The sequence below is a fragment of the Paenibacillus sp. JL3B1040 genome (assembly GCF_057063165.1).
Genome location: NZ_CM169317.1, coordinates 395,444 through 422,375, shown reverse-complemented (window position 1 = coordinate 422,375; position 26,932 = coordinate 395,444). Strand labels below are relative to the sequence as shown.

The following is a 26,932-nucleotide window of genomic DNA, read 5'->3' as shown; positions in this document are numbered from 1 at the left end:
TCGGCGGCGTCTCGGATTTGCGCTAGAGCCATTAACTGTACCGCCGATTTGACGGGTTCAACGCAGCGTTAATTTTCCCGAGCAGTCTGTCCAATTCCACCGGTTTGGTGTCCACATCATCACACCCGGCCTCATAAGCCTGCGCCCGGTCGGCCGCCATCGCGTGGGCTGTCAGCGCGATCACGGGGATGGCGCGCGTTTCATCCGCCCGCTTCAGCCGACGCGTGGCCTCCCAGCCGTCCATCACCGGCAAGCTTAAGTCCATCAAGATGAGATCGGGCAGCTCCTTCCTGGCCAGATCGACGCCGCTCCTGCCGTCTTCGGCGGTCAGGATGCGGAAGCCTTTGCGGGTTAATCTCCGCGATAGCATGTCGCGGTTCATCTCGTGGTCCTCAACGAGCAAAATGGTAGTCAATCGGATCCCCTCCCATCAATCGGCGGATTTCGGCAAGCAGCCGTTTATGATCGTATGAGCCTTTCTGAACGATCTGTTTGACATAACCCGCCAGTTTCAAACGTTCCTCGGAGGTGAGCGTCTTCGCCGACACCACTACGATGGGAATAGACAAGTAGGCGGTGTTTTTGCGGACCTCGTCCACGAATTGAAAACCGTCCATTTCGGGCATCATCAAATCCAGCAGGATCAGCCCCGGCAATCTCGCCTTCATGTGCCGCAGCGCTTGATGGCCGTTGTACGCCACCGCGATATCGTAACCTTCTTTCCGCAGCATTTTGGACATCATTTCGGACGCCGTCGTATCGTCCTCAATGATCAGCACGGTATGATTCTGCTTGGTGATATATTTGTCCATGACTTCAACGACGCGCTCGCGGGAGACCGGCTTGATCAAGTATTCGGAAGCGCCGAGGGCATATCCTAGATTGGGGTTGTCCGTCACCGTATGGATAATCACGGGGATATCTTTCAGTTCCGGGTCGCTCTTGATGGCCGTTAAAACGCTCCAGCCGTCCATCCCCGGCATAAGAATGTCCAGACAGATCAGTTTGGGGCGGAGTTTGCGAGCCAGTTCCATGCCCTCTTCGCCGCTGGTTGCGCAGGCCAGGGACCAATTCTCCCTGGCGAGATATCTCCGCAGCAGCTCGTGCCCCTCCCGATCGTCGTCGATCAGCAGGATATCCGTCCGCTCGGACTGCGGGGAAGAAGGTATGGAATAGGCAGCATCCGGCTCGGTCTTCATATCTTCCCGGCCGTTCAACGGCAGCCAAAAATCAAACGTGCTGCCTGCTCCGGGCTTGCTGGCGACGGAAATCTCGCCGCCCAGCATATGGCAGAACCGCTGGCTGATCGCCAACCCCAGTCCGGTTCCGCCGTATTTGCGCGTCGTTGAGGAATCGGCCTGCACGAAGGGCTGAAACAATTTCTCCGATTGTTCCGGCGTCATCCCGATCCCGGTATCCCGGATGGTAAATTGATATCCGTCCCGGCCGTTGCGCCGCATTCCCGCCACCTCCAACGCCACCGTTCCGTCCTTGGTGAATTTGACGGCATTGCTGAGCAAGTTCAGCAGAACCTGTCTTAGCTTCGTCACATCCGTTAGGATGATGCCCTCCGTCAATCGGATCTCCAGTTGGTTGCCGTTTCCTTCGGCCAGTGGCCTGATGGTTAGCAGCACTTCCTGCAGCAACGCCTTCAACTCGATGGTTTCGTAGTATAGCTCCATCTTCCCGGATTCGATCTTGGAGATGTCCAGGATATCATTAATCAGGGTTAGCAAATGTTTGCCGGATTTTCTGATTTTTCTCAGATCCTCGGTAAATTCCTGCAAACCCATTTCTTCCGTTTCCTCGGCCAGCATTTCGCTGTAACCGATGATGGCGTTCAGCGGTGTCCGCAGCTCATAGCTCATGTTGGCCAGAAACTGGCTTTTGGTCTGATTCGCCCGGATCGCCTCGTCGCGCGCACGCTCAAGCTGCGCCGTCCGTTCCCGCACGAGCTCCTCCAAATTCTCGTTCAATTCCCGGAGCTCCCGATTCATCGCGTAAATTTCCGCCGTCTTGGCTTCGATCTCCGAATCCTTCAACGACAGCCGTTTGGAGATATAGATCCCGAACATGGAGAACCCTAACGTAAACAAAGTTCCGCCCGTTATGACATAAGCCAGCCACTTCGGCTCGAGCAGGATTCCCGAGGAGCTTATATTCGGGTCGGCATAGAAATGCGCCGCATACATGCCGGTATAGTGCATGCCGATGACGGCGACGCCCATGATCAAGCCGCTGCCGAGTTTTTTCCAAAATTGCCCGTGTTGCTTCTCGTTTTGAAAATAGAGGGACAGCCACAATGCCGCAAAAGAGGCAATAAAAGCGATAAGCACGGATAATGCGACCGGCAGCGGGTCGTAAACAATGCGGATTTGCATGGCGGCCATTCCGATGTAGTGCATCGTGGAGATGCCCAGGGCCAACAGCAATCCGCCCGTAAGGAGGCGGCGCCAATTCAGTTCGGCGCGGCTGACGATATGCAAAGCCATAAATGAAGCGATAACGGCGGCCAGGACCGATAGCAAAATGTAATTCAAACGATAGGCTACGGGCTCCGGAAGCATAAAGGCCAGCATGCCGACAAAATGCATCGACCAGATCCCCATCCCCATGGACACGGCGCCGTACGCGAGCCACGACCAGCGTCTCCTCCCCGCGGTGCCGCTGATTTTCCCGACCAGATCCAGAACATTGTATGAAGCGGCGACCGCCACCAAATACGAGAACACAACCAACAGCATGTCGTAAGTGCCATGGATATGCTGATGATCCATAATTTCTCTCCCTCCGTAAACGTGTTAAATAGACGAGGCCTCCCGCCGCCAGGACCCCCGTTAAATTCTGAACAGCCGGCGAAACCAGCCGACCCGTTTGCTTTTTTCCCGATAAAGAGCCAGATCGGCATGCTTGAACAACAGCGATACGGTCGAGCCGTGGTCCGGATAAAGTGCGAATCCCACGCTGGAACGGACGTAAATGCCGCCGTTCGCCTCCGGAATAAGGTACGGTTCCTCCAAAGCCTGATGAAAACGGGCGATAAAGGCGTCGACCTCCTCTTTGCCCTTGATGCCTTTTAGGACCACCGAGAACTCGTCCCCGCTTAAACGTCCCACCACATCCTTGTCCGTTTTGCAGGCCAGCAGGCGGCTGGCAAATTGCTGCAGAACCAGGTCGCCGCCATCATGACCGTAGGTATCGTTGATTTTCTTGAAATGATCCAGGTCCATGATCAACAGCGCAAACCGGTCGTTGCGGCTTTGGCAATGGCGGAGCGCTTCCTCCATGATCCCTTTCATTTTTCGGCGATTGTACAATCCGGTCAGATGGTCGTGATAAGCCATTTGTTCCAGCTCGTGCTGCAGCTTTTTGCGCTCGCTGATATCCCTGGAGATAATCAGAATGCTCTTGACGGAGCCTCCCGCCGATAACACCGGGGACCCGATCGTCTCTACCCAGACCCAATGGCCGTCGTTATGCTGTTTTCGAAACTCCCGCACCCTGGACTTTTTCGTTTCCCGGATTTCCTGGCACATATCGCGAAAGCGGCCGGCATCCTCCGGATGAATATAGTTAAAAATATCCGTTACCTGGTCATAACCAAGTACACTGCGGTGAGAGGGGGAGGCGTATTCCACTTTCCCGCGAATATCCACCACCTTGATCATGTCCTTGGAATGATTCACGATTAACCGGTACCGTTCCGACTCGGTAGCCAATATCTCCGTCCGTTCCCGTTGCTCCGTTAGCTCAAAAAAGATCAAAAGCGCCCCCGTGATAGCGGACGCCGGCGCGCGAAGCGGAGTCACTCTAACCTCGTAAATGAACTTCCCGCCGCTCGCTTCTCCGCTCCATTCATATCGGTAAAGCGGAAGCCGGCCGGCAAGCACCTGCTCAATACCCGCCATCAAGGCGGGATGGTCCTCGAATAGAACCGGTATTTTGACCCCCGGATATGTCGGCAAGCTCTCTCCCCCATGAACCGGGGCCGCAAGCCAGGATCGGTTGACCGCCGCGATCTCGCCCAGCCCGTCTATGACGACAGCCGGTTCGATCAAAGCATCCAAAGCATCTGGATTGATGAATCCACCGTTGAAGTTGTTATACATAGTCACCACCCGAACCTTCTGTTTTTCGATGGGCTTTACCTGCGCTAGTGCGGATGCTTCGTCGATTCGTAGCCTAACGGGCCCCCCAACTACGTTTCCTCAAAATCTATTTCATGTATAAAGTTTAATTTTTAATTTCTTAATTATAAACGACAAAACTCGACACATTCTGGACAAGACCAGACTCACGTACAGCACGGTTTTTGAAGAAAGCGTTGATGTATTCTATCAGGTGAAAACTTATGCCGTTCCCGGCGCCGAACAGACCATAGGTCCACTTGAGGAGCATAAGATCACGGCGCTTGGTCTGATTCAGAACGTCCTTGCGCATAGCCATGCGACAGCGATTACAGTCAGCGTTTCAATGGAGGATCACCGTATCGTGATATCGGTTATGGATAATGGCATCGGGATTTCCAACGAGGATTTGCCGCATATTTTTCAGCGATTGTATAAATGCGATAAAGACCGATGAAAAAAGACAGCAGCTTACCGAAAAGATAAGCGGCACCATTCGCGTGGAAAGCACGCCGTTTGAGCGAACCGCGGTTCAAGTTACAGGCGGGATCCGATCGGTATTGCCGAGGTCAGAAGTTTTATTCGCGCGCTTTGTACGGAACGAGGAAAAACCATTTTGATTTCCAGCCATATTTTATCCGAAATCGCTCTGCTGGCCGATGACATCGGCATTATTGACCACGGCGTTCTTTTGGAGAAGCTAAGTCTCAAGGAACTGGAAAATAAAAACAGCAAGTATGTTCACTTTATCGTTTCGGATACGGCCAGGGCGGCGCGCCTGTTGAAGAAGCACTTGAACATGTTCAACTTCTATATTGAAGACCAGCAAAGCCTGCGCATGCATGACATGAAATTGCCCGTTTCGGCGATTACCCGCCTGTTTATCGAAAACGGAATCGACGTCTCGGAAGCGCATACCTGTGAAGATACGCTCGAGGATTATTTCAAAAAGATCACAGGGGGCGTGGGGATTGCTTAAACTCGTTAGATGCGAATTCACGAAACTGAAGCGTAAAAAATTCATCCTCTTGGTGATTGTTGCCGCGTTTCTTTTTCCCATTCCCTTAACGATGCTGGCGATGAATGGAGGTTTCGGAGGCCTTAATGTCTACGATAAACTGTTTGGGATGATCGTGAGTTATGGACAGGCGCTGCTATTGCCCAGTATTTTGGGAATCGTGGCTTCCATGCTGTTTTTTATGGAACGCGACAATGATACGCTCAAAAATCTCCGGACAATTCCGGTTTCGGCCACACGGATGGTTACGGCGAAGATCATTGTGTTGTTTATGCTTGGGCTGATTTTCTCGCTGGCCTCCGTGGCCGCTTCCATGCTTGGCGGAGCCTTTGTCGGATATATCCAGGGCGTGTTTGCGAAGCTCTGCATTAGCGCGGCCGACGGCATGCTGCTCACGGCCGGAACCTTGCCGGTGGTCATCGCGATTGTCTATTTTAACCGCAGCTATATTTTTTCGATTATCCTGGCTTTTTTCTACACCATTCTTAACTTTTCCATGGCCTTTGTAGGCCTGCAATATGATACGCCGATGATGAAATTGCTGACGAGTATTTTGCCGACGCCGATTATATACCGCTGGTTATTGGGCTTTTTTACATCGCCGGCCGATTCGTTCTACGCGATCATTGAACCGAAAATTTTGCCATTATCGCAGGTCATTATCATTATTGCGATCATCGCTTTGATTTCTTATATGGCCATTGTGCGAATCTACAATAAGCGGGAGGATTAAGGTGGGGACCATGGTGAAAATCATAAAAACCGAAATCATCAAACTAAAACGGTATTCGATCGTTTGGGTTGGCTTTGCCGGAGCGCTGCTGGTTGTCCTCTTAACCCGATTCATGGCCACGGCGGAAGACGGAGCAGCACGCAACTTGGAGAACTTCTCCAATACCGTGATCTGGAACAATTTCAGCTTGCTCTTCCCTGCCACGATTACCTTAATCGCCGGATATATGATCAGCCGTGAATACACGGAAGACACGCTAAAAAACATCCTCACCATTCCGCTCTCCTTCCGGCGGTTGTTGGCCGGAAAGCTCATCACCGCCGGACTGCTCGCCCTATTTTTGGCCGTGGTGACCTTTGTACTTTCGCTTACCGTCGTGCTGATCAGCGGCTTCCAAACAGGCAGCGCGGCGGTGATGGTCAAATCCTTGATGCAAATGATGGTGATGAATTTATGCATTTACCTGGCCGTCCTCCCCATCATCGTGTTAACCAGCCGCAACCCGAACGGCTTTATGGCCGGCGTGGGCTTTGCCTTTTTCTACGGATTTATCGGAATCTTCGCCGGAGGCCACGGCCTGGGCGATCTTTCCCCGATTACCGCAGGCTTGGGCTTGATTCATTATCAAGCCGAGGGCGGTTCCGACTATAATGTGGCTGCTTGCGTAATCACATTGTTGATTATGGTGATTGTATCGGTGTTGTTGATTGCGGGAATGGGAGATCGGATGAAGGAGGCGAGAAGGACGGAAAGGAAGAAGGGGCAGACATCGGATGGAAAGAAAAAGAAGCAAACATCGCGCAGATAAGCCAGAGTAAGCAGGAAAATACCCTATAAAAATACCGGCGGGCTATTATGCCTTCCGGGTATATTAGAGGTTAGCAGATGGCCGCCTGCTCTATTCCATGCGTGCTCTATACCAAGCAGGATAGGGACCGGCTATGCTTATACAGGCTATACTTATACATTCTTTTCATCCTTCATCCGCCCGTTGACTTAGCAGTTGCCCCTCCGCCCCGTACCCGGAGTGAACCTCAATCATCAGCGCCGCCCCCAGCTTAAACCCATACGTAAACGACGCCGTCAACTCCATCCCCTGAATCTTCTGCTGTAAGTCAATAAGGAATTCGAGCTCGGTAAACTCCTCGCTGGACAGTTTCTCCTTCCAAGCCTTCATTGCTTCGGATATTTCCCTGCTCAACTGACGATATTCCGGATCTCTGGGCACCACCTGCTCCTCGGGAGCCAGGTGGCCGTAGTATAGGGATTCTAACAGAGTTGGCATGGGAATTCCTCCTTTTTTCAATCGGTGAGCAGTACCCATGTCCCTATGTAAGTAGATTAAATTTGTTTTTATTACGTATTTACGTACCACTCACAAAATTATTATACGGTACGCTTTTACGTATAGTCAAGCGAAAGATGATGCGAATAGAGGTGAGTGAGATGGCGAAAAAAGTTGTCGTTAAAATCAAGGAGCTGACCAAAAAGCGTAACATTTCTTTGCGAGAGTTATCGAGATTAGCTGATGTTCGTCACGCGGCACTAAGTGAACTTGCTAACGGTAAACGGGAAAGTATCAGTTTTAGTCATATTGAACGGATTGCTGAGGCGTTGGATATCAGTGATATTCGGGAGATTGTTGAGTTGGTGGAAGAGAATTAGGAAACCACTCCTCACTGAGTGGTTTCCTAAGAAAGATTGATTTGATTGTTAAGCTAGCATTTTGCAAAGTGGTATTTACGTATATACTTTTCAATTACCAATTTCGTATTTTGGCATTAAAACGAAACTAATTGTATTTATATCGCCGTAATCTGTACATTGGGATTGTTAATTGCAAATAATATGTTATCCAGTATCTTATGAATCCCCTCCTTTTCTCGCGATTCTTTATCAATCCAAACATTTATCAAAATATCCTCAAGAGCATCTGGATTATACTGACCAAATATAAACTTGGAGGTTTCATATATTTTTTTCTTTGCACTCTTTCCTTTTATACTCTCCCTCCAAGAATCTTTATTCTTAATAAAATTTAGTACACATTTCTCATCCCAAATAATATCGTCAGGAGTCATTAATGGTAAATAATACACATTGTTATTGTAATAGTTTATGTATTTTTGTTGCAGATCCACTAGCTGGTCAATTCGTCTACCTTCCTCTGAATTTCCATCGGTGTCAAAATTAATTTTGCACCCCGTAATATCATTTATTATTTTTTCATAAATTTTCGGATTCTTTGCGTCTTTCAAAGGAAGATTGGCTACTCTTTGGACAGCCGCGCTTGGTTTTTGGTCCCCATCCAAAATAACAAAATGCCTTGTTGGTTGTTCATTTGAATAAATTTTTATATGGCTGGTCTTTATTACACTTGCACCACCCGGCGCAAAAAAAACATCTATATTTCCAAATTTATCATGCCCAATTGACTCAATTACTCTGTCAATAATTTTTTTAGCAAGACGATCCTCTACTTGAATACGAAAATTTAATGAATGTGAATCACCTAGCCTATAAAAAGCCTCATTATACCAGCATTCATCTAACACTCTAATTTTATTGTTCGTTATGTCCTGATAAAATAATTTTACTGCCTCTTTAGGTAAGTGCTCCACAAAATTTGACGAATGTGTTGAAATTATTATTTGATGTTTTTTCCCTAGTGCTATCTTAAGCAGTAATACTTTTAGGCGCTTTTGAGCCCCTGGGTGAAGAGATACCTCTGGCTCGTCAAGTAGGATCAGACTCCCAGGTGAGGCATTAAGCAATTCGTGAACTAACTTTACAACTGCAATTTCTCCACTTCCTGCATGTGCTTCGGAATACCTTATATCTTCCTTTTCAAGAACAACAGATGTTCCCCAACTTCCAAACAGCTTGTGTCTTATAATCTTCCCGGATTTATATTTTTTACCCAATATATACGATATTAATTCAATTTCTTCGTTTGATAAATTGACTATTTGTTTATTTTGTTCTTTATTTCCAATTTGATATTTTTTATTAAAATCAATAACTTTTTTTAACTTTTGAGACTGATTTCTCAAGTAATCTTGTTTGGTTTTGGAAGCTAAATATTCCGTTACTACTTAGGTGCTGTTAGAAACTGAATTGACCTTGAAGTGCAGAAATCAGGGAGTTTAAGATGGGGAGTTGTTTTTTGCGAAACGTGGAGATGACGCCGCGGATGCGAGCGAATTGCTCCGCACCTTGCGAAGTGCGGAATCCGCCAGATATCTTCGTTTTGACTTTCACCATACGGATATCTCGCTCCGCTTGGTTGTTGTCAAAAGGAATTCGGGCATCACAAAGAAAGGCGAGTACGGCGTCTTTGTACGCCAGAAACCTCCCACCTAGATTGGCTGCTTTGCTCTTGGATTTTCTTCCGCGAGGTCCCGTTTTCTCGGGCACGGCATCTTTCGCCCATTCTTCACGACCTCGCTGCAGAATATCATCATAACGGGATCTGAATGCTTGGACCACCGCATCAGATAGAGGCTGTTGAAGGCTGCGAGCTATGCGTGCAGCTTTCCAACTCTCTTGCAACAGCGTCGTCATATCGGTTGCCCATTGATGGTTATCGTACTGGGCAATTTCTTTACAATCCCGCAGCAGGTGCGCATTGCAAAGCACATGACGGAAAGCATACTGGTCTTTAAAGTAAGAGGCGTAGCAGTCATGAACGAGATTCCCCTTATAGTGGGGTAATACATTCATGGCATCCATTCCTTTGCTTCCGCGGCTGGGATGGGCGAACAAGAGTGTCCACTCTTGGTTACACAAGGTATGCATCCAGTACCCTTTTCCGTTGACGCGAAATCCCGTTTCATCGGCGTGTACCACGGGGCTGGCTAACAGCTGCTCGCGAATGGTTCGCTCTAGCGGCTGAAGACGACTTGTCATCTCTTCCAGTTGAGCAAGTAAGGTGGCCTCGCTCGGGCGGTATCCCGTGAGATCGGCATAGAGCTGTCCAATACGCTCAAGCGGCAACAATTGATAGGCATGAAGATAAGCCGTCCATGCTGCCATTTCTCTTCCGTATTGCACAGGCGCTCGAACATGAGAAGGAAAGGAAGCGGTCTGTTGGACGCAGCATTGCGGGCAACATTTCTTTTCAGCCTGATGTTCGGTGATGACCATGCGAGGGGCAGGTAAGTCAAAGACTTGTCGCTTCTCTAGCTCTTGTGCGGGTACCTGTTTCAAGGAAAAACCGCAGCTGGAACAGGTTTCAAGCGGATGAACCATGACATAATCCGGGTTCGTAACCACATGCAGCGTATGACCTTCGTGACCTTGAGGAGCGCCTTTTTTCCCTCCTGGTTGGCGTAAATTGGTTGGTTTACGGAATCCGTCACTCGAAGGCGGTTTGCTGCTGTTCTGACTATTCTGGCCGAGTTGGCGCTCCAGTTCCTGAACTCGCTTCTCCAATTGTTGAATGCGTTTGGCTTGCTTCTCTACGATTTGGGTGAGCTTCTCATTTTGATCCAGCAGCGCATGAAAGTAACTGGCAATCTCCTGATCGCCTTTACAAATAGTATTGACCTGTTGTTTCGTCAGCTTCATACGGCTCACCTCATGATTCAATGGATAATATTACATTCGACGTTTGCATGGGAATTACTGCTTGAGACAAAAAAAAAATCTCCTCGCGATAGGAGGAGACCTAAGTAGTAACAATATTCCTTTAGTTCACCGAAGTAGAAATATTGGTCAAATGCACTTAATTCTGATCTAAAATCTAGATATAGAACTTCTTTTTCGATCGGTGAATACCTTTTCATTTCTTTCATATTGTATTTCTTTAAAGGTCTGCTGGTCTCCCAGTAATCAGGGTTATTACTACGTCTTGCTCTTGTCTTTAATACTTCCTTTAGTTTTCCTTTATCATAATAACCATAATAAAAAGAGTGTCTTTTTCCATCCTCCCCAAATTCCTCAATGGGGTCAACACTTGTAGAAAACCAGAAATCCCCTGGCGATTTCCCCATAGGAGCACCATACAAAGCTTGTAATGTTGAACTCTTACCTGCTCCATTTTCCCCAACGAATACAGTCACTGGAAACCTGAAGTTAATCTCAGTATCGAATTCGAGATTTTTAAAAAATGGGAATTTTATGTAAGTAATGAAGTTTTCAAATGCCCCCGCTTGAAATGCCTTTGTATTCTTATCTATTAAATCAAAGATTTCATCAAATAAATCCAAAGAAATCCCTCCCTACATCTCGATATTCGACAATATCCTCTATTTCCCTCTCTATTATCTGCAAATTAAAATACTTTTTTGGGAAGCTAGGTTTGAAGCTATCAAACAAATTGAGCATAATTTGACAAATAGGAACATGTGTTCTATAATATGATTGTAGATTATTTTTAGTTGTAAAAGATTTTAAACTTTCTATTGATTTTTTTATATGCTTGGTAGTATCCTTATAAGTCAATCATTGCATTAAAACCGCACTATGAGATCTGTGTTACTATGAACGTGTGAGCTATGCGATATGATTTGGAGGGATGGCAATGCAACAAAAATTTAAATGTATAGAATCTTTTTGTGGTGCGGGTGGACTTGGACTTGGATTGCATGAAGCCGGTTTTGAAATCGGAGCGGCTTTTGACCTAAATGAAGCGGCAGTATTAACATATCAGAAAAATCTATCTGAGAACTGCTTTATTGCAGACGCAAGTAAACTTACTGGCCAGGAGTTAATGGAAAGAGCGGGGGTTAACCACGGCGAACTAGCATTATTTGCGGGAGGACCACCTTGCCAAGGCTTTTCAAAACAAAAACGCGGTGCTCATTTGGGAGATGATGAGCGAAACAAACTTGTGCTTGAATATATCCGTTTGGTAAAAGAAATTCAGCCAAAGTTTTTTCTTCTTGAGAATGTAGCCATGTTGGGCCAAAAAAGAGGTACTTATTTTATTGAAGCACTTAAAAATGAACTTCAGGAGTACCTTCTTTACCCACACTTCTATAATTCGGCTGATTACGGTCTTGCCCAAACTAGGGAACGATTTATAGTCGTAGGAAAACACAAAAGCATTCAAACCGATTTTCATATCCCTTTACCGACAGTAAGCAAATGGAAGACAGTAGGAGAGATTCTTGGAAATCTCCCCGAACCACCCGAGGACTATAGACAGGAGCATCCGAATATTCCGAATCATCAACGTTCTAATGTAACGGAAAGAAATATCGAAAGATTCTCCTATGTTCCACAAGGCGGGGGGTGGAGGGACATCCCATACGATCTTAGATTAGAATGTCATAAAAATGCCGACACTTCTAAAGGTGGCTGGCCAGATGTTTACGGACGTTTAAAGTGGGATGGGCAGGCTCCTACCATAACTGGCGGTTTTGATAGTTTTACCCGCGGTAGATACGGTCACCCTTTACAAAATCGTCCTCTAACTCCAAGAGAAGCCGCATTACTTCAAGGTTTTCCGTTAAATTATAAATTTTTTGGCAATCGCCATGAAGTACGTCATCAAATAGGTAATGCTGTACCTCCTCTTTTAGCTAAGGCTATTGGAGATGAGATTAAAAAGTGCTTATTAGTTGAGGAAGGTATATTAAATTCATACTACTTGCAAGTAGCAGCACCCACAGGATAATAATATTCGTAGAAAACTTGAAGAGCCCCTCACATTATGAGGAGCTCTTTTCCTTTTTTATGTAGCTTTTTCAGTCCCTTGACATTAACGCTTTTATTTCATAAAAGAAATCACCAAACTGCTTGACATTAATAGGCGGAAAGATACCATTTAATGCCAAATATTTAGTTGGAGCATCTAAATAGTAGATACGATACATTTGAGAGATAAACATTTGATAGAGTCTCCATTGGTCCGGTAAGCAAATTTCAGTAACCTCTAATTTTGTCTTATCCGTTTTGGTTTCAGCCAAACAAACAAGCATTCCCAAGAAACGTCCAGTTCCATATACACCATCCAAAACCCGTTGATGTGCCCATACCTGAATCACACGCTCACGAGTAGATGTTTTAACAGGCAAATGAATTTTAGGACGATTTGGCCCAAGATCAAATATACTATCGGTCGGAAGAGATGTTTTCATATCTAGGTTTAACACATCAATTGAAACTTGTGGCTGTACTTGTAACATTAATGCAAACCAATGAGCCACAAAATACTCGAAAAATGTACCCGGTGTTTTCTGATCTCCGCTTTTAGAAACATCTATAACTGAGCAGAAACTAATTGCCATTGTATAAAGTGCCTTCGTAATATCCTCAGAATTAGTCAATTCCAGTTGATTCCCAAAAATAAATCCAATAATTTTCTCAACCTCATTTGGATCATCAATAAATAAGGCAGAATTAATAGCCCTTGAATTTCTTTTTTCCTTTTTAAAAACAAAATATTCTTTATCTGGTATTTTAGAAATTAATGGTGTCCTAGGGAGGGGATGGAGAATTCTGCTGCATATCCTGTGAATTTCTATGAACCATTCACTTATTTTAGGATTCAAAATGTCGGTCTTTGATAGTGCTCCGATCTTTTTGTAAATATCAATTGCAGTTTCCAATGAAATAGCCCCCAACTGTTTTTTCTTGACTTTTGATTAAGAAATACTTCGTCAAATAAAAGAATACTACTAATTTTCGATTTTCACTAGTTCCTCAAAACATTCGAATAAATTATTGGTCGAACCTCTTGAAATATTCTATTATATTTAATAATAAAGTTGATTATCTTGGAGGTAACAATGGCTGATAGAATTTCCTCCGATGCAAGAAGCCGTTTAATGAAGTCCGTTCGTTCAAAATCCAAACTGGAAAAAAAGGTTTCTTCTGCCCTTTGGAATAAAGGGGTTCGTTTCAGAAAAAATGTTACTGACTTAATGGGCAAACCTGATATTGCAATAAAAAAATACCATATAGTCATTTTTATTGACTCTTGTTTTTGGCATTTTTGTAACCATCACTGTAAACTTCCGGAATCCAACAAGGAATTTTGGCAGAAGAAAATAACAAGAAATAAAGAACGTGATCAAGAAGTAACCCGATACTATCTAGAAAACAATTGGTATATTCTTAGAATATGGGAACATCAATTGAAAAGTGATTTCGAAAATACAATTGATCAAATTTTTCATTTCATAAAAACGGCATCGACCGAAAGCCAAAAAAACAAGGCTTTTCGCCGCTAACAATGCTACCAGCATAAAATCGTACCATAATATTCCTGAAACTCTTTAAAAATTGGACAAGGTAATTGGTTCAGATTCGAGCGATGCGTGGCTCCCAGTAGATAACCAGTAAACCACAGTTTCCCACCCAAAAGTGTAAATAAGAACTATTAAGAGTATACGTAACCTACAGGGTTTTCAAAGTGTAAGTTCGCCTCCATATGTTAAATCCACAACCGAATCCGGTTGTGGATTTTGCTTTTCAGGAATATGAAGCTTTAAGATAAGTTCGACGTGTTCTTTTTATACAATTACTTTTTCTACGTAACTGGCAACGAATTTCTTGATTTGGGGAATATTCCTCCGACTAAAGTAGTTGGCAAGTAAATGGGCAGAGAACCTAAAAGGCATTGAACTAAGCAACCGAAGTTGTTATAAATCAGGAATAAGAAATATTGATGCATCGAGAAAAAGGCCGTATTAGGAATATAAAATAGTTATGGAATGAGCTTTATTCACCAAAAGATTAATAGCCAATTTTGTAAATAAGGGAGATTATCTACTATATGTGATAATACCCTTTTTTGTTCATATTTGGAGGAATAGCTACCTTCCTGTCGAATACCAGTTCTATAGGAAGTGATTTTATGGGTATTCAGTATTTAGTATTTAGTATTTAGTATCTAGCATCCTATGATTTCTAATATCAATCTGCAACTCTAAGACAACTTAAATTCTTATGCAAAGGAGATCTTATACAATGAGTTATTTCTCAGATAATTATAATGAATTAAGATATCCTATCTCAACCGATAACACGATTGGTCTGAGAAATGCTCAACTAGGTGCAATTCATGCTATCGCTTCTTTTAAAACACTGCGTAAAAAAACTGCAGGTATTATCGTTATGCCTACGGGATCGGGAAAGACGGCTGTTTTAATGATGACGCCGTACATCACTATGAGTAGGAAAGTACTTATTGTTACTCCCAGTGTAATGGTGCGGGGCCAAATATTTAAAGATTTTGCCGAACTAAAAACGCTCAAAAAGGCATCGGTTTTTTCAGAAAAGATCACTCCCCCGCTGGTTTATGAACTTAAAAATAAATATTCTGATGAGCTTCACTCTGATGTTGATGCTTCAGATGTGGTTATTGCAACGCCTCAATGTGCGTTATCTTTATCTGAAAGTAATGTTAAGGGTAAGTTTGATTTAGTTCTCATAGATGAGGCACATCATGTACCTGCGCAAACGTGGCAGCAGATCCTTATCAATATGAAGGATTCTAACCATTTACTATTTACAGCTACTCCTTTTCGTATGGATCGTAAAGAGTTAAAGGGAGAGATTCTATATACTTATCCATTGTCAATGGCGTATCGCGATGGAATTTTTGGCGAAGTCCGTTATATTCCAATTGATGAAGCACCGGAAAAAGATAAACTTATAGCTAAAGAAGCAGAACGCATATTTCTTAACGATAGACAAATGGGATATGATCATTATCTGATGGTACGAACTGACACTCGGGAAAAAGCAAAGCAACTGGAACAGCTTTATCAGAACGAGACAAAACTAATATTGAAACGTATAGATAGCTCTATGTCCTATAGAACTGTTGAGTCTTGTATTAGTGAATTAAAGGAAAAACGCATTGATGGTATCATTTGTGTTGATATGCTGGGAGAAGGATTTGATTTTCCCAATTTAAAAATTGCAGCTATTCATTCACCGCATAAATCTCTTGCCAGCACACTTCAATTTATTGGAAGATTCGCAAGAACCAATGCTGATAATATTAGCGTGGCTAAGTTTATTGCTATGAATGATGATGAACTGATAATAGAAAACTACAAACTTTTTACTAGCGATGCCGTTTGGCAGGAAATCATAGTGGACATGAGTGAACGGACAATTCGAAAAGAGGAAGAAGTAAAAAGGAATCTTGGAGAATATATTCGAAGTGATGGTGCTGCCACATCTGAAGATATAGTCTCTTTGCATAGTTTAAGACCGAATTGTCACGCGAAGGTCTATCATATCTCAGGGTTTAATCTCAATGGAGTCTTTCCTAAAACCTGCAATGTAGGTGAAAACATCTTTAGGAATCCTTTAGATAACACAGTTGTAGGCTTAGGGGTTATTAAAAATCGACCAAAGTGGTCAGAAACCGAACAAGTTTTGGATGTTGAAAATTTCCTTTTTATTGTTCATTATCAAAAAGAAACATCACTTCTGTTTATTTATTCGCAAATGAAAAGTGAAATGGATTATCAACTGATTGCAGAAGCTTTTACTACAAATTACGATAAGATACCAAGGAATGAAATTCATCGGGTTCTAGGCGAATTACAAGAGTTTGAAATGTTTAATACAGGCATGCAAAATAGATTTGCCGAATCTGGAGAGTCGTATCGAATTTATGCTGGTTCTAATGTAGCTTCCACTATTGATCCGGCTACTGGAAAAATGTATTCAGCTGGACATGTTTTTTGTAAAGCTGTTGCCGAAACAGGACCAGTTACTATTGGTTATAGCAGTGGATCAAAAATTTGGAGCAGCTCGTATTTGCTTATTCCAGAGTATGTAAAATGGTGTGATTCATATGGTCTTAAAATTGCCAATGAATCAATAAAAGTAAGAACAAACACTAATTATGATTTAATGCCTTTGCCTCAAAGGCTTAAACAATTTCCTGAAACAGTGTTTTTTTGTTTTTTTTCTGATCGGACATATTCATCTCCCCCCGTTCTAATAGAAAGTCAGGAAGAAGTATCAGAATTTATATTAACAGATGCAACAATCAGAATTATTTCCGTTTCTGCTATGGAAATCAAAGTTGAAGTGAGCGTTCTCGGCTCTTCGGAGTTAATTGTTTGCAGGCCAGATGGGACATTTCACTGCGCTGTACCTAGTATTATTATAAAAGACGGAAGAAATAGAGTGGGACTGGCCGAATATTTAAATAATTATCCATTAATTTTTAAAACAACGGACGATGCAATAATTGAAGGTAATGAAATAAGTACTGGTGTACCGGATGCTATTGTTTTTTCTTCTGGAAACATTAAAAGTGTTGATTGGGCAAAATACAAAACAGACATTCGATGTGAATTTGGTAAGGCAACTTCAGGACAAAGATCAATTCAAGACGTTTTAGAGGAAATATTAACTGAACAGGACAATTTTGATTATATGCTTTATGACCATGGAACGGGTGAAATTGCCGATTACATTACAATTCGTGAAACGGATCAGAAGCTTGAAGCAATACTCTTCCATGTTAAAGCAATGGGTGGCAGAAGATTCAATGCAGATTTAGGTGATATTTATGAGGTTACACAGCAAGCAATAAAATCAATTATATGGCTAAAATCAAGGGGAACCCTGCTTGACAAAATAAGAAGTCGTAGAAGAAGTAAGCACTGTAAAATGAAAAAAGGTCAATATCAGGAACTCGAAAAATCGCTGAAGCAAAACAAGCTCTTTACTTCTAAAATCGTTATTGTCCAACCTGCAATTAGTAGGGGAACAGACTTGCCACCTAAATATCAGGAGGTTCTAGCGGCCACCAATTTTTACATTAAAAATAGTGGCCGTGTAACCGAACTTGGTATATGGGGCAGTTTGTAATTTGGAATCGGGTTAAAAATACGTCTGCTCCAACGAATAATTATAGATAGCTTGCTGTAAATCTGGCTGAGTCAATGACTTGACTCAACCTGGGATGAGACTCGCAAGTACTAATGATATGTAGTAAAATACTACGAACGAGCTGCCACGTCGATATACTCGTTAAGCTACCCTAAAATCATATTCACTTTAGGCCAATGCTACCATCACTTTAGTGTGACAAAGAATTTTCGATTTTCGATACATTCTGGGTGGAAAAATCCCGCTATAACAACGAAAATTAATTTTGCGATGAATGCCCCAAATAACTTAATATAATTTTATAAGAGCAGTGTGACATGCTTGGAGGCAAAGCGAATAATGGATTACTTTACGTTTATCAATAATGAGATTGAAATGCACGGATATTTAACAGCACAAGAATTAAATCAGAAATTGTCCGAGAGATTTCATATCACTCCTGCAAACTGTAGAAAAATCGTTCAACGCATGACTGCTAGTGGAAAAATTAATTCAACATCTCCAATTACCTTTGGAAATAATCAATACGTGTACTTTACTCGACCGTTAAACAAATCGGCCATTAAACATATTACGAAGAAACATCGACCTTCTCTATATCGACTTATCGTTACACTTGAGAACTCACAAGGAGTCCTTTCGTATTATGAGGCACTGAAGGTTACCTCAAGCCCATTGGACAGAGAGAAGACAAAGATGGATCATTTAGATCGTATTATTCAAGACTTGCTTCATTTAGGTTTGATTATGGAATTACAAACGTATAACAGTGTTACTTACATTATAGATAAGTCACATGGAGTAAATTGGCCATCGGTTGTGAAAAGCCATGAATCTAAGATGAAATTAGATTGCATATTTATAAGAGATGTGCTCATTTGGTTGAAAAAGCATAATTTAATTAATCGTGAAGATGTTGTTTATCGGAGTAAGGATGAACTTTCTAAAGGGGCTCAACATAATAACTTTGTATGGGATGCTTTTGCCTATTCATCTGCCACAGGAATAACTAATGACCGAAATGATGGTAAGAATACGCTTATTGTTTTGGATGTTCAGTTAAGTCGATCCTACTCCCAACAAGATCTAGACGGATTTTATAATCGAGTTCAGGGTGTGATTTGCAGCTCTTCGAGCAGCAAAAGGAAGATACTACCAATTATCATCTTAAATGATGTAGCAGACACAGGTGTGCAAAATCGAATTAGAAAGCTTGGTTTCTTGTCATTTCACTTGGGTACGATATATGGGGAACGTATATATGAAATCTTGAAGGGCTTGGATAAAATAAATGAATTTTTCAGATTCCAGTCGCATCCTGCGGAAGTTATTTCAGAAGTAACAAATATACTGGAAAACTTGAGGGAATCGGGCCAAGAGGCAAATTTGCAGAACTTAAAAGGGGATCTTTTTGAAGTTCTGATGTATGTGGTTCTTCGAAGAATTATCGGTGAAGGCTACATTGAGCAGAGCGTTGTCTTGAAAGAAAAGGATTCGGATGGCAAAGTAGAATATTATGAGTACGATTTGATTATCCAAAAAGGCGGCCCTAGAGAACGAATTATTTTTGAATTAAAAGGACACAAAGGGAGTAGCGAAATAAAGCTTGGGGACCAAAATTCTAAAAATACTATACGGTGGTTCTTTAGAAGAACATTACCGTTTGCCAGGAGATATTACAGTGATGCGGATAAACCTAATCAACATCCTTTGAAGGCATGCTATATTACGACGGCTCGATTCTCTGACGAGGCTCTAGAGGCTCTCACTAAACTAAATGCGAGTAATTTGAAGCCGTCTATGCTGGATGTTTTTTACGATGGTCAGAAGCTAAAAAAGCTTATGAAAGAACGTGAATACTGCAAAGAGTTGGATATACTGGAGAAGTATTATTTTAAAAAGGATAAATAAAAATCGCACGCCTACATCCATAGGCATGCTTTACCAAAGTGTAACACTTATATTGTTATTCCTACCTTTTAATTGGAAGTTGGATCTACTTTCTCGCCAATTCTTCAATATAATAGAGCCTGGTTGTCTCCAGGCCCCTAACTATGAACTTTCCGCTTGTCACTTCGTTTCTTTTACAAAAAAGCTGGGTTGATACCGAAATAAGCTACGGCTTTATTTTGAAGGCCTTCTACTACAGATTGAGTCTGTGATATGGAATGCCCAAGTTTTTGGGATATAGCAGGAATACTTCTCTTATCTATTAGAAGAAAGATAATACGTTGCTCTATAGACGACAAACTTTCTATAAAACACTTTACATCAAAGAGTGTTTCATCTTCTGGAATCGCACTTATACAATCCTGTAACTTGAGAGATCCGTCAACTGAAATTAGCGGTGCGTCTAAGGAAATACGAGATTCCATCCTTTTTACCGCCCAAGCTTCCTTGTTTTTCTGCTTCATTAGTTCTCTAAGTTGCAATCGCACATACTCTTCAAAACTTCCATAGTACGTTTTATAAGTGCGGATTGCGTATAAGAGCACTAGGCTACCTTCTACAACTCGATCTTCCATCTCGATTCCTTTGAAGGAATTTCGACATTCCTGTAAAACAAGGGGCATGTATGATTTCAAAACATCTTCTTCGGTAACTTGTCTCATCACTTTATTTCTTTCTTGGGCAACATAGCTTTAAGTCCGTTTTTTCTTGGTTTTTTGGGTATCTTCTTAGGAGGGGTTGTGGGCAAAATCTGAGGGGTTAATGTGGCTTGCCAGAATCCATCTATTTTCTCGACTAAATATCTTGCCGGTAAATTAACTCCGCGCGTTTTAATTTCTTGAACTATGTTCCAAGCTTTAATAGTTCCATTCTTGGGGACACGAAATCCATTCTCTGATTCCTCTAATATTCCAATTTTGGTTCCATCTGAAGTTACGCCTATTTTTATTTTTCCAGGAATGTCCCTACATAATTTTTCATTAATGCAGACCCCTTTCTCATTTGACACTGTGATTGAAAAAATCGGTTTAGGCGGGGTAGGCAAAAACCAATCAAATTCGGCATACCTATCCTCTCCATTGCGAGTAGAAAACGTCTCCATAGATCCATCTCTCCTCTTCATTATTAAATTTGAGATTCTTACGATTTGATTATATATTTCAAACAGTTCAGAAATCAACAAGTTTACAAAAATACTTATATTGAAATGTCTATTTAATAATTATATACTTTAGTTGTCAGAGGTAGCTCCAACTCTGTGGATTGAAAAAATATTAGTATTTTTGTCGTAAATCAAAAAGCTATCGTAAACGGACTTTTCTGTTGCGGATAGCTTTCTGATTTTTAATCAATCACTAATTGTTCAGACTGGGCTCTAGCTTAATTCATAATATTTTCTTCTTTTTTGGATATCCGCTCTGACTTAATAATCCTTCTCCTCGCTGTTTACCATTCACTTACTGGGTTTTTCCAGAGATCTATGGACTAAAATCCACGCTCTCACGTAGAGTGCGACGTCAATACCAACAGTCTTGTAAGTAGCGTTCGCACGATTTCAATCCACGCTCTCACATAGAGAGCGACTTGTTCGGACTCGGCGTAGCTGTGCAAACCAGCTTCTTTCAATCCATGCTCTCACATAGAGAGCGACTATTGAGTCGGCGAATACTTATACACTGTTTTATCTTTCAATCCACGCTCTCACATAGAGAGCGACACCATAGGTCGTCAAAGATTTGCTTTACCACTCCCTTTCAATCCACGCTCTCGCACGGAGAGCGACTTGCCCGAGGATCATTTTTATCCTTTGCACTTTGATACTTTCAATCCACGCTCTCACACGGAGAGCGACGGTATGTATTCTTGATACCGAGTACGTCGTTCTTCTTTCAATCCACGCTCTCACACGGAGAGCGACTATTCATTGATTGCGTTTTGTACGGATTCCAACCCGCTTTCAATCCACGCTCTCACACGGAGAGCGACCATTATTTTTTTGCTGTACCGTAACCGTACTTTTGTACCTTTCAATCCACGCTCTCACACGGAGAGCGACCGGTTATTGGCGATCCAGCGGTGACCGGTTGCTTACCTTTCAATCCACGCTCTCACACGGAGAGCGACGAAGTCCATTCAGTTAGCTTCTAAAGCTGATTCAACCTTTCAATCCACGCTCTCACACGGAGAGCGACTTACTTTCGCTTTATAGCCACTGTTTCCGATAATTTTCTTTCAATCCACGCTCTCACACGGAGAGCGACTCGGAGATACGACACGATGAAGCTATTTAATCCCTTTCAATCCACGCTCTCACACGGAGAGCGACGATGAGCCTTTAAGACTCGTCCTTTTTTTAATCATCTTTCAATCCACGCTCTCACACGGAGAGCGACGCGATCCGCTATTCGTTTTCACGGCCGACTGGCGTCTTTCAATCCACGCTCTCACACGGAGAGCGACATTAGGCTCGAGTCCGAAAAACAGGCGGAGATAGAACGCTTTCAATCCACGCTCTCACACGGAGAGCGACTGTTTGAGCGGGTAGGCACGGAAAAGGAGGCGAGCTTTCAATCCACGCTCTCACACGGAGAGCGACGCCAATTAGCAATAAAAATGTTGTGTCATTTGCAACTTTCAATCCACGCTCTCACACGGAGAGCGACCCGGGTTGGTCGGCTTCACAGGCTGATATGTTGGCCCTTTCAATCCACGCTCTCACACGGAGAGCGACGGTGACTGATCAAAGCGTGGCGGGATCAGACGGCTTTCAATCCACGCTCTCACACGGAGAGCGACATAAGAGGGCTCTTTTTTTAGTTAATGATACATTCTTTCAATCCACGCTCTCACACGGAGAGCGACTCGTGCTGTCGCTCATGCTGTGCCGGAAGAAGACTTTCAATCCACGCTCTCACACGGAGAGCGACTGGCCCGGGAAGTAAAGACCAACATCGTTCGAATGCTTTCAATCCACGCTCTCACACGGAGAGCGACAATCCACCATCACAACACCCTCGGTGGACAAACTCCTTTCAATCCACGCTCTCACACGGAGAGCGACTGCCGACGGGGACTTGCTGCGTGGGCCCTTCAATATTCTTTCAATCCACGCTCTCACACGGAGAGCGACAATGGGCGCCTTGTTGGTTAGAGCGAAAGATTTAGGCTTTCAATCCACGCTCTCACACGGAGAGCGACTCAGGGTCGATCTCCAGCGCAGCAAAGATTTGAGCTTTCAATCCACGCTCTCACACGGAGAGCGACTACATCGACGACTATGTCAACATCAAGTGGGATGCCTTTCAATCCACGCTCTCACACGGAGAGCGACTTAAGCACAGACCCAGGCTAAACGCTGGAAAACTCTTTCAATCCACGCTCTCACACGGAGAGCGACGTCGTCGATCCGACGGAAAATTTATGCCGGCATACTTTCAATCCACGCTCTCACACGGAGAGCGACGTGCGCTCGTTCCAGACGATCGGCTCGACATAGCCCTTTCAATCCACGCTCTCACACGGAGAGCGACATTACCAAGCATGAACTAGTTGAATCCGAGATCGAGCTTTCAATCCACGCTCTCACACGGAGAGCGACGGCAGATTAGTTACCGTTTCGAAGAGACCGTCCACTTTCAATCCACGCTCTCACACGGAGAGCGACAGGTAGTACCTGGGCAAAATAAAAAAGCCTTCGTTACTTTCAATCCACGCTCTCACACGGAGAGCGACGGGTTGCCCGCAGCACTGCAATACGAGCATTATCCTTTCAATCCACGCTCTCACACGGAGAGCGACGCCGAAAACACCATTCTCCCGGTCACGACACAGCTTTCAATCCACGCTCTCACACGGAGAGCGACGTCCCGTTTCCGGCGGTGGGATATCCGGCGAAGCTTTCAATCCACGCTCTCACACGGAGAGCGACGTCCCGTTTCCGGCGGTGGGATATCCGGCGAAGCTTTCAATCCACGCTCTCACACGGAGAGCGACGACAATACAAGGGGCGTGTCGGCAGAAACTACGCTCACTTTCAATCCACGCTCTCACACGGAGAGCGACCCATACAGGCAGTAGTCGTTGTCGCATAGTTTTTTCCTTTCAATCCACGCTCTCACACGGAGAGCGACATTTGTGCAATCGTCCATTCGCTACTAACCATGATTGCTTTCAATCCACGCTCTCACACGGAGAGCGACCGAAGTCTGAGTTTCATTATTTTCAATCTAGGCACGCTTTCAATCCACGCTCTCACACGGAGAGCGACATCCGCCTGGGTACAGCAAGCACCAAATACCAGCAGCTTTCAATCCACGCTCTCACACGGAGAGCGACCTTTAAAGAGGGTGCCTTTTTATTTACCTCAAACTTTCAATCCACGCTCTCACACGGAGAGCGACTTGGTCGACACTGATACAACCGCCGCAACTTGGATGCTTTCAATCCACGCTCTCACACGGAGAGCGACTACACGAAGTTTCCATTGTCACCTTTCCGGCGTATCTTTCAATCCACGCTCTCACACGGAGAGCGACCATTAGCCATTGGTTGGGCACAGATTGCAGGCGTCCTTTCAATCCACGCTCTCACACGGAGAGCGACAAGTCGGAGGGGGCGACTCTGCTGATAATTGATCTTTCAATCCACGCTCTCACACGGAGAGCGACTTTTGTGCCCCCGTGTTACCAATACGGGGGCCACTTTCAATCCACGCTCTCACACGGAGAGCGACTTTTACGCGAGCTAAAACGGCAGGTCGTCGTCGCTTTCAATCCACGCTCTCACACGGAGAGCGACTAGGATGACCAAAGGTATCAGCCCACCCCACCGCTTTCAATCCACGCTCTCACACGGAGAGCGACGCCCTTAAACCGCTTAGAGGCCACAATTTGGGCTTTGCTTTCAATCCACGCTCTCACACGGAGAGCGACGGCGTGCGTGAGTTAAACGACGACGGAAACGTCCTTTCAATCCACGCTCTCACACGGAGAGCGACGCCACAACGCAAGTCCATGCTCGCCTTCCAGACGCTTTCAATCCACGCTCTCACACGGAGAGCGACCGCTCTCTGGAAACGGATCATACATTTTGAGCGCTTTCAATCCACGCTCTCACACGGAGAGCGACTCCGGCGCCGCCTCGGAAACGCATCGGCCAGAGTCCTTTCAATCCACGCTCTCACACGGAGAGCGACAGTAACCGCCCCCTTTTTAACCTTGAAAGGAGAATCTTTCAATCCACGCTCTCACACGGAGAGCGACAATCGTGAGTTGACTCATTCCCTCAAGCTTTTTCCTTTCAATCCACGCTCTCACACGGAGAGCGACCAGCAGCTCAAGAAATGGCTAACGGAGGAGATCGGGCTTTCAATCCACGCTCTCACACGGAGAGCGACGGCGTACGCGGATCGCTCGCTCCGGGACTTGCCGCTTTCAATCCACGCTCTCACACGGAGAGCGACCCAGCGCCTTTTGCGGCGCGCGCGGGGCGATCTCTTTCAATCCACGCTCTCACACGGAGAGCGACGCTTGCGGCCGATCGTACTCATCTTAAGATGGTTCTTTCAATCCACGCTCTCACACGGAGAGCGACACAAAAACGGGCAAGGTGTACCGGTGGAAGCCGACTTTCAATCCACGCTCTCACACGGAGAGCGACTCGATTCGGCCGCGCCAGTTAGGTCCCGTAGTACTTTCAATCCACGCTCTCACACGGAGAGCGACGGAGAGTCGGCGGTAAGGTTTGCGTTCGGTAACCTTTCAATCCACGCTCTCACACGGAGAGCGACGCGCCCGGATTACTCCCGCTGGCGCTCCGTGACACTTTCAATCCACGCTCTCACACGGAGAGCGACCGCCAAAGCCCCTCCCCGTTTTCTCCAGCTCGGACTTTCAATCCACGCTCTCACACGGAGAGCGACCTTCTACTTGTCCAACGAGCTATTGAGCCTACTCCTTTCAATCCACGCTCTCACACGGAGAGCGACGTTACGCATTTGCAGGCCGACGTCACTTATGGCGTGATACTTTCAATCCACGCTCTCACACGGAGAGCGACTCTGCTTTCGCTAAAACGGAATCCATATATTCTCCTTTCAATCCACGCTCTCACACGGAGAGCGACTCTGCTTTCGCTAAAACGGAATCCATATATTCTCCTTTCAATCCACGCTCTCACACGGAGAGCGACATGGAGGCTACAACATTAACCATACACAATACCGGCTTTCAATCCACGCTCTCACACGGAGAGCGACAGGGGTCGCAGCAGCAGCAAAAGAGGGCAAGTTCTTTCAATCCACGCTCTCACACGGAGAGCGACGCACGCTGTGCATGTTGGAGGCGGTAGATTGCCGGCTTTCAATCCACGCTCTCACACGGAGAGCGACGGAAATCACATTGCCAGAGGAGGAAACAAAGTGCTTTCAATCCACGCTCTCACACGGAGAGCGACTCCTCCTGAAGCGATTCTATCCTTCCCTAGGAGCTTTCAATCCACGCTCTCACACGGAGAGCGACGACTTACGGGACTCCGTTTGAGCAGAGCCCGAAGCTTTCAATCCACGCTCTCACACGGAGAGCGACGGGCTCTCTTTCTCCAGCGATAGAAGACCGGTTTTCTTTCAATCCACGCTCTCACACGGAGAGCGACGTCTAATCATCCTTGCGGATCTTATTCCGCTTGGCTTTCAATCCACGCTCTCACACGGAGAGCGACTCCGTGACGATGCGGAAGCTGCTGGCATTGACCCTTTCAATCCACGCTCTCACACGGAGAGCGACCAGGCGGCTATGTGGCAAACGACGATATGTTTATCCTTTCAATCCACGCTCTCACACGGAGAGCGACAGCCTGCAATTCGTGCAGCTCGGTCAGCCGATCCACTTTCAATCCACGCTCTCACACGGAGAGCGACACTCGTTCCCCGGGTATAGGTGTAGCGATGCAGCATCCTTTCAATCCACGCTCTCACACGGAGAGCGACGTGCAGATAGTTGACGAGGAACTTGGAATCAATGAACTTTCAATCCACGCTCTCACACGGAGAGCGACAACTTCCGTGATACGGCAAAGGAATTGCAAATTGGACTTTCAATCCACGCTCTCACACGGAGAGCGACAGCGGGCCATGCGAAGCCTTGTGGTACAAGGCCTCGTGAGCCCAGAAGTGCGAACCCATTTTGCGAGAGCGAAATTTTACTATTTACTACAACCCAAATCCTAACAAGCCCTTTAATGACGCGGGGTGCGAACCTCCCAGGGATTTTATGTGCGCTTGGGGTTCGCACC

General features: G+C 44.9%; 19 protein-coding genes and 1 CRISPR repeat array. Of the genes, 9 read left to right on the top strand and 10 right to left on the bottom strand.

What is annotated here, in order from left to right:
• Nucleotides 1-31 precede the first annotated feature (31 nt).
• The 3 genes from ACZF99_RS01855 to ACZF99_RS01845 are packed head-to-tail and all read right to left on the bottom strand — an operon-like array spanning nt 32 to nt 4,109.
• On the bottom strand, nt 32-415 hold the full coding sequence (locus tag ACZF99_RS01855) for a response regulator (RefSeq protein WP_483608562.1): 384 nt from the start codon (nt 413-415) through the stop codon (nt 32-34).
• Nucleotides 393-2,777 (bottom strand): MHYT domain-containing protein, encoded by a 2,385-nt coding sequence (locus ACZF99_RS01850; RefSeq protein WP_483608560.1) that lies wholly within the window; start codon nt 2,775-2,777, stop codon nt 393-395. Before ACZF99_RS01850 ends, ACZF99_RS01855 begins: the two co-directional genes overlap by 23 nt.
• Before the next feature lie 60 nt (nt 2,778-2,837).
• Nucleotides 2,838-4,109, bottom strand: coding sequence for a diguanylate cyclase domain-containing protein (locus ACZF99_RS01845; protein ID WP_483608558.1), 1,272 nt, complete (start codon nt 4,107-4,109; stop codon nt 2,838-2,840).
• A 232-nt stretch (nt 4,110-4,341) separates the two neighbouring features.
• Between ACZF99_RS01845 and ACZF99_RS01840 the strand changes: the two genes are divergently transcribed.
• The 4 genes from ACZF99_RS01840 to ACZF99_RS01825 all read left to right on the top strand — a co-directional run bounded on the left by ACZF99_RS01840 (nt 4,342) and on the right by ACZF99_RS01825 (nt 6,686).
• Nucleotides 4,342-4,584: an ATP-binding protein gene (locus ACZF99_RS01840; RefSeq protein ID WP_483608556.1), complete on the top strand. Its 243-nt coding sequence runs from the start codon at nt 4,342-4,344 to the stop codon at nt 4,582-4,584.
• 159 nt (nt 4,585-4,743) lie between these two features.
• Nucleotides 4,744-5,106 (top strand): hypothetical protein, encoded by a 363-nt coding sequence (locus ACZF99_RS01835; protein WP_483608554.1) that lies wholly within the window; start codon nt 4,744-4,746, stop codon nt 5,104-5,106.
• Nucleotides 5,099-5,878, top strand: a complete 780-nt coding sequence (locus ACZF99_RS01830; RefSeq protein WP_483608552.1) for an ABC transporter permease — start codon at nt 5,099-5,101, stop codon at nt 5,876-5,878. The genes ACZF99_RS01835 and ACZF99_RS01830 overlap by 8 nt, the downstream gene beginning before the upstream one ends.
• Nucleotides 5,879-5,891: 13 nt before the next feature.
• Nucleotides 5,892-6,686: an ABC transporter permease gene (locus ACZF99_RS01825; protein WP_483608550.1), complete on the top strand. Its 795-nt coding sequence runs from the start codon at nt 5,892-5,894 to the stop codon at nt 6,684-6,686.
• A gap of 165 nt (nt 6,687-6,851) precedes the next feature.
• Here the strand turns inward: ACZF99_RS01825 and ACZF99_RS01820 are convergent, their stop codons facing one another.
• Entirely contained in the window at nt 6,852-7,163 is a 312-nt protein-coding gene (locus ACZF99_RS01820) for a DUF6809 family protein (protein WP_483608548.1), read from the bottom strand.
• Between the two features lie 161 nt (nt 7,164-7,324).
• Between ACZF99_RS01820 and ACZF99_RS01815 the strand changes: the two genes are divergently transcribed.
• Complete coding sequence (locus tag ACZF99_RS01815; protein ID WP_483608546.1) at nt 7,325-7,543, top strand: helix-turn-helix domain-containing protein; 219 nt, start codon at nt 7,325-7,327, stop codon at nt 7,541-7,543.
• Nucleotides 7,544-7,680: 137 nt separating this feature from the next.
• Here the strand turns inward: ACZF99_RS01815 and ACZF99_RS01810 are convergent, their stop codons facing one another.
• Genes ACZF99_RS01810 through ACZF99_RS01800 form a run of 3 tightly spaced genes read right to left on the bottom strand, consistent with a single transcriptional unit; the run spans nt 7,681 to nt 11,088 of the window.
• Complete coding sequence (locus ACZF99_RS01810) at nt 7,681-8,931, bottom strand: AAA family ATPase (protein ID WP_483608544.1); 1,251 nt, start codon at nt 8,929-8,931, stop codon at nt 7,681-7,683.
• 52 nt (nt 8,932-8,983) lie between these two features.
• A complete protein-coding gene (gene tnpC, locus ACZF99_RS01805) occupies nt 8,984-10,447 on the bottom strand; it encodes an IS66 family transposase (RefSeq protein ID WP_483608542.1) in 1,464 nt (487 codons plus the stop codon).
• A 17-nt stretch (nt 10,448-10,464) separates the two neighbouring features.
• A complete protein-coding gene (locus tag ACZF99_RS01800) occupies nt 10,465-11,088 on the bottom strand; it encodes an AAA family ATPase (RefSeq protein ID WP_483608540.1) in 624 nt (207 codons plus the stop codon).
• A gap of 314 nt (nt 11,089-11,402) precedes the next feature.
• Between ACZF99_RS01800 and ACZF99_RS01795 the strand changes: the two genes are divergently transcribed.
• A complete protein-coding gene (locus ACZF99_RS01795; RefSeq protein WP_483608538.1) occupies nt 11,403-12,500 on the top strand; it encodes a DNA cytosine methyltransferase in 1,098 nt (365 codons plus the stop codon).
• Nucleotides 12,501-12,570: 70 nt separating this feature from the next.
• Here ACZF99_RS01795 and ACZF99_RS01790 read toward each other — a convergent pair whose 3' ends face one another.
• Nucleotides 12,571-13,434 carry a hypothetical protein gene (locus ACZF99_RS01790; RefSeq protein WP_483608536.1) on the bottom strand — a complete coding sequence of 288 codons (864 nt, stop codon included), beginning with the start codon at nt 13,432-13,434 and terminating at the stop codon, nt 12,571-12,573.
• Between the two features lie 180 nt (nt 13,435-13,614).
• On the opposite strand from ACZF99_RS01790, the gene ACZF99_RS01785 reads away from it, so the two are divergent.
• The 3 genes from ACZF99_RS01785 to ACZF99_RS01775 all read left to right on the top strand — a co-directional run bounded on the left by ACZF99_RS01785 (nt 13,615) and on the right by ACZF99_RS01775 (nt 19,603).
• Nucleotides 13,615-14,058 carry a very short patch repair endonuclease gene (locus ACZF99_RS01785; protein ID WP_483608534.1) on the top strand — a complete coding sequence of 148 codons (444 nt, stop codon included), beginning with the start codon at nt 13,615-13,617 and terminating at the stop codon, nt 14,056-14,058.
• Nucleotides 14,059-14,797: 739 nt separating this feature from the next.
• Entirely contained in the window at nt 14,798-17,671 is a 2,874-nt protein-coding gene (locus tag ACZF99_RS01780; protein WP_483608532.1) for a DEAD/DEAH box helicase, read from the top strand.
• Nucleotides 17,672-18,031: 360 nt separating this feature from the next.
• Nucleotides 18,032-19,603, top strand: a complete 1,572-nt coding sequence (locus ACZF99_RS01775; RefSeq protein WP_483608530.1) for a hypothetical protein — start codon at nt 18,032-18,034, stop codon at nt 19,601-19,603.
• Nucleotides 19,604-19,776: 173 nt separating this feature from the next.
• Here the strand turns inward: ACZF99_RS01775 and ACZF99_RS01770 are convergent, their stop codons facing one another.
• Nucleotides 19,777-20,304 (bottom strand): RNA polymerase subunit sigma-70, encoded by a 528-nt coding sequence (locus ACZF99_RS01770; protein ID WP_483608528.1) that lies wholly within the window; start codon nt 20,302-20,304, stop codon nt 19,777-19,779.
• Entirely contained in the window at nt 20,304-20,744 is a 441-nt protein-coding gene (locus ACZF99_RS01765) for a hypothetical protein (protein WP_483608526.1), read from the bottom strand. The genes ACZF99_RS01770 and ACZF99_RS01765 overlap by 1 nt, the downstream gene beginning before the upstream one ends.
• A 450-nt stretch (nt 20,745-21,194) precedes the next feature.
• Nucleotides 21,195-26,763: direct repeats of the CRISPR family, unit length 32 nt; unit sequence CTTTCAATCCACGCTCTCACACGGAGAGCGAC.
• Nucleotides 26,764-26,932 lie beyond the last annotated feature (169 nt).

Coding starts and splice junctions, on each gene's coding strand:
- ACZF99_RS01850 (WP_483608560.1), bottom strand. CDS start 2,777: ATGGATCATCAGCATATCCATGGCACTTACGACATGCTGTTGGTTGTG.
- ACZF99_RS01845 (WP_483608558.1), bottom strand. CDS start 4,109: ATGTATAACAACTTCAACGGTGGATTCATCAATCCAGATGCTTTGGAT.
- ACZF99_RS01820 (WP_483608548.1), bottom strand. CDS start 7,163: ATGCCAACTCTGTTAGAATCCCTATACTACGGCCACCTGGCTCCCGAG.
- ACZF99_RS01815 (WP_483608546.1), top strand. CDS start 7,325: ATGGCGAAAAAAGTTGTCGTTAAAATCAAGGAGCTGACCAAAAAGCGT.
- tnpC (WP_483608542.1), bottom strand. CDS start 10,447: ATGAAGCTGACGAAACAACAGGTCAATACTATTTGTAAAGGCGATCAG.
- ACZF99_RS01795 (WP_483608538.1), top strand. CDS start 11,403: ATGCAACAAAAATTTAAATGTATAGAATCTTTTTGTGGTGCGGGTGGA.
- ACZF99_RS01785 (WP_483608534.1), top strand. CDS start 13,615: ATGGCTGATAGAATTTCCTCCGATGCAAGAAGCCGTTTAATGAAGTCC.
- ACZF99_RS01780 (WP_483608532.1), top strand. CDS start 14,798: ATGAGTTATTTCTCAGATAATTATAATGAATTAAGATATCCTATCTCA.
- ACZF99_RS01775 (WP_483608530.1), top strand. CDS start 18,032: ATGGATTACTTTACGTTTATCAATAATGAGATTGAAATGCACGGATAT.
- ACZF99_RS01770 (WP_483608528.1), bottom strand. CDS start 20,304: ATGAGACAAGTTACCGAAGAAGATGTTTTGAAATCATACATGCCCCTT.
- ACZF99_RS01765 (WP_483608526.1), bottom strand. CDS start 20,744: ATGGAGACGTTTTCTACTCGCAATGGAGAGGATAGGTATGCCGAATTT.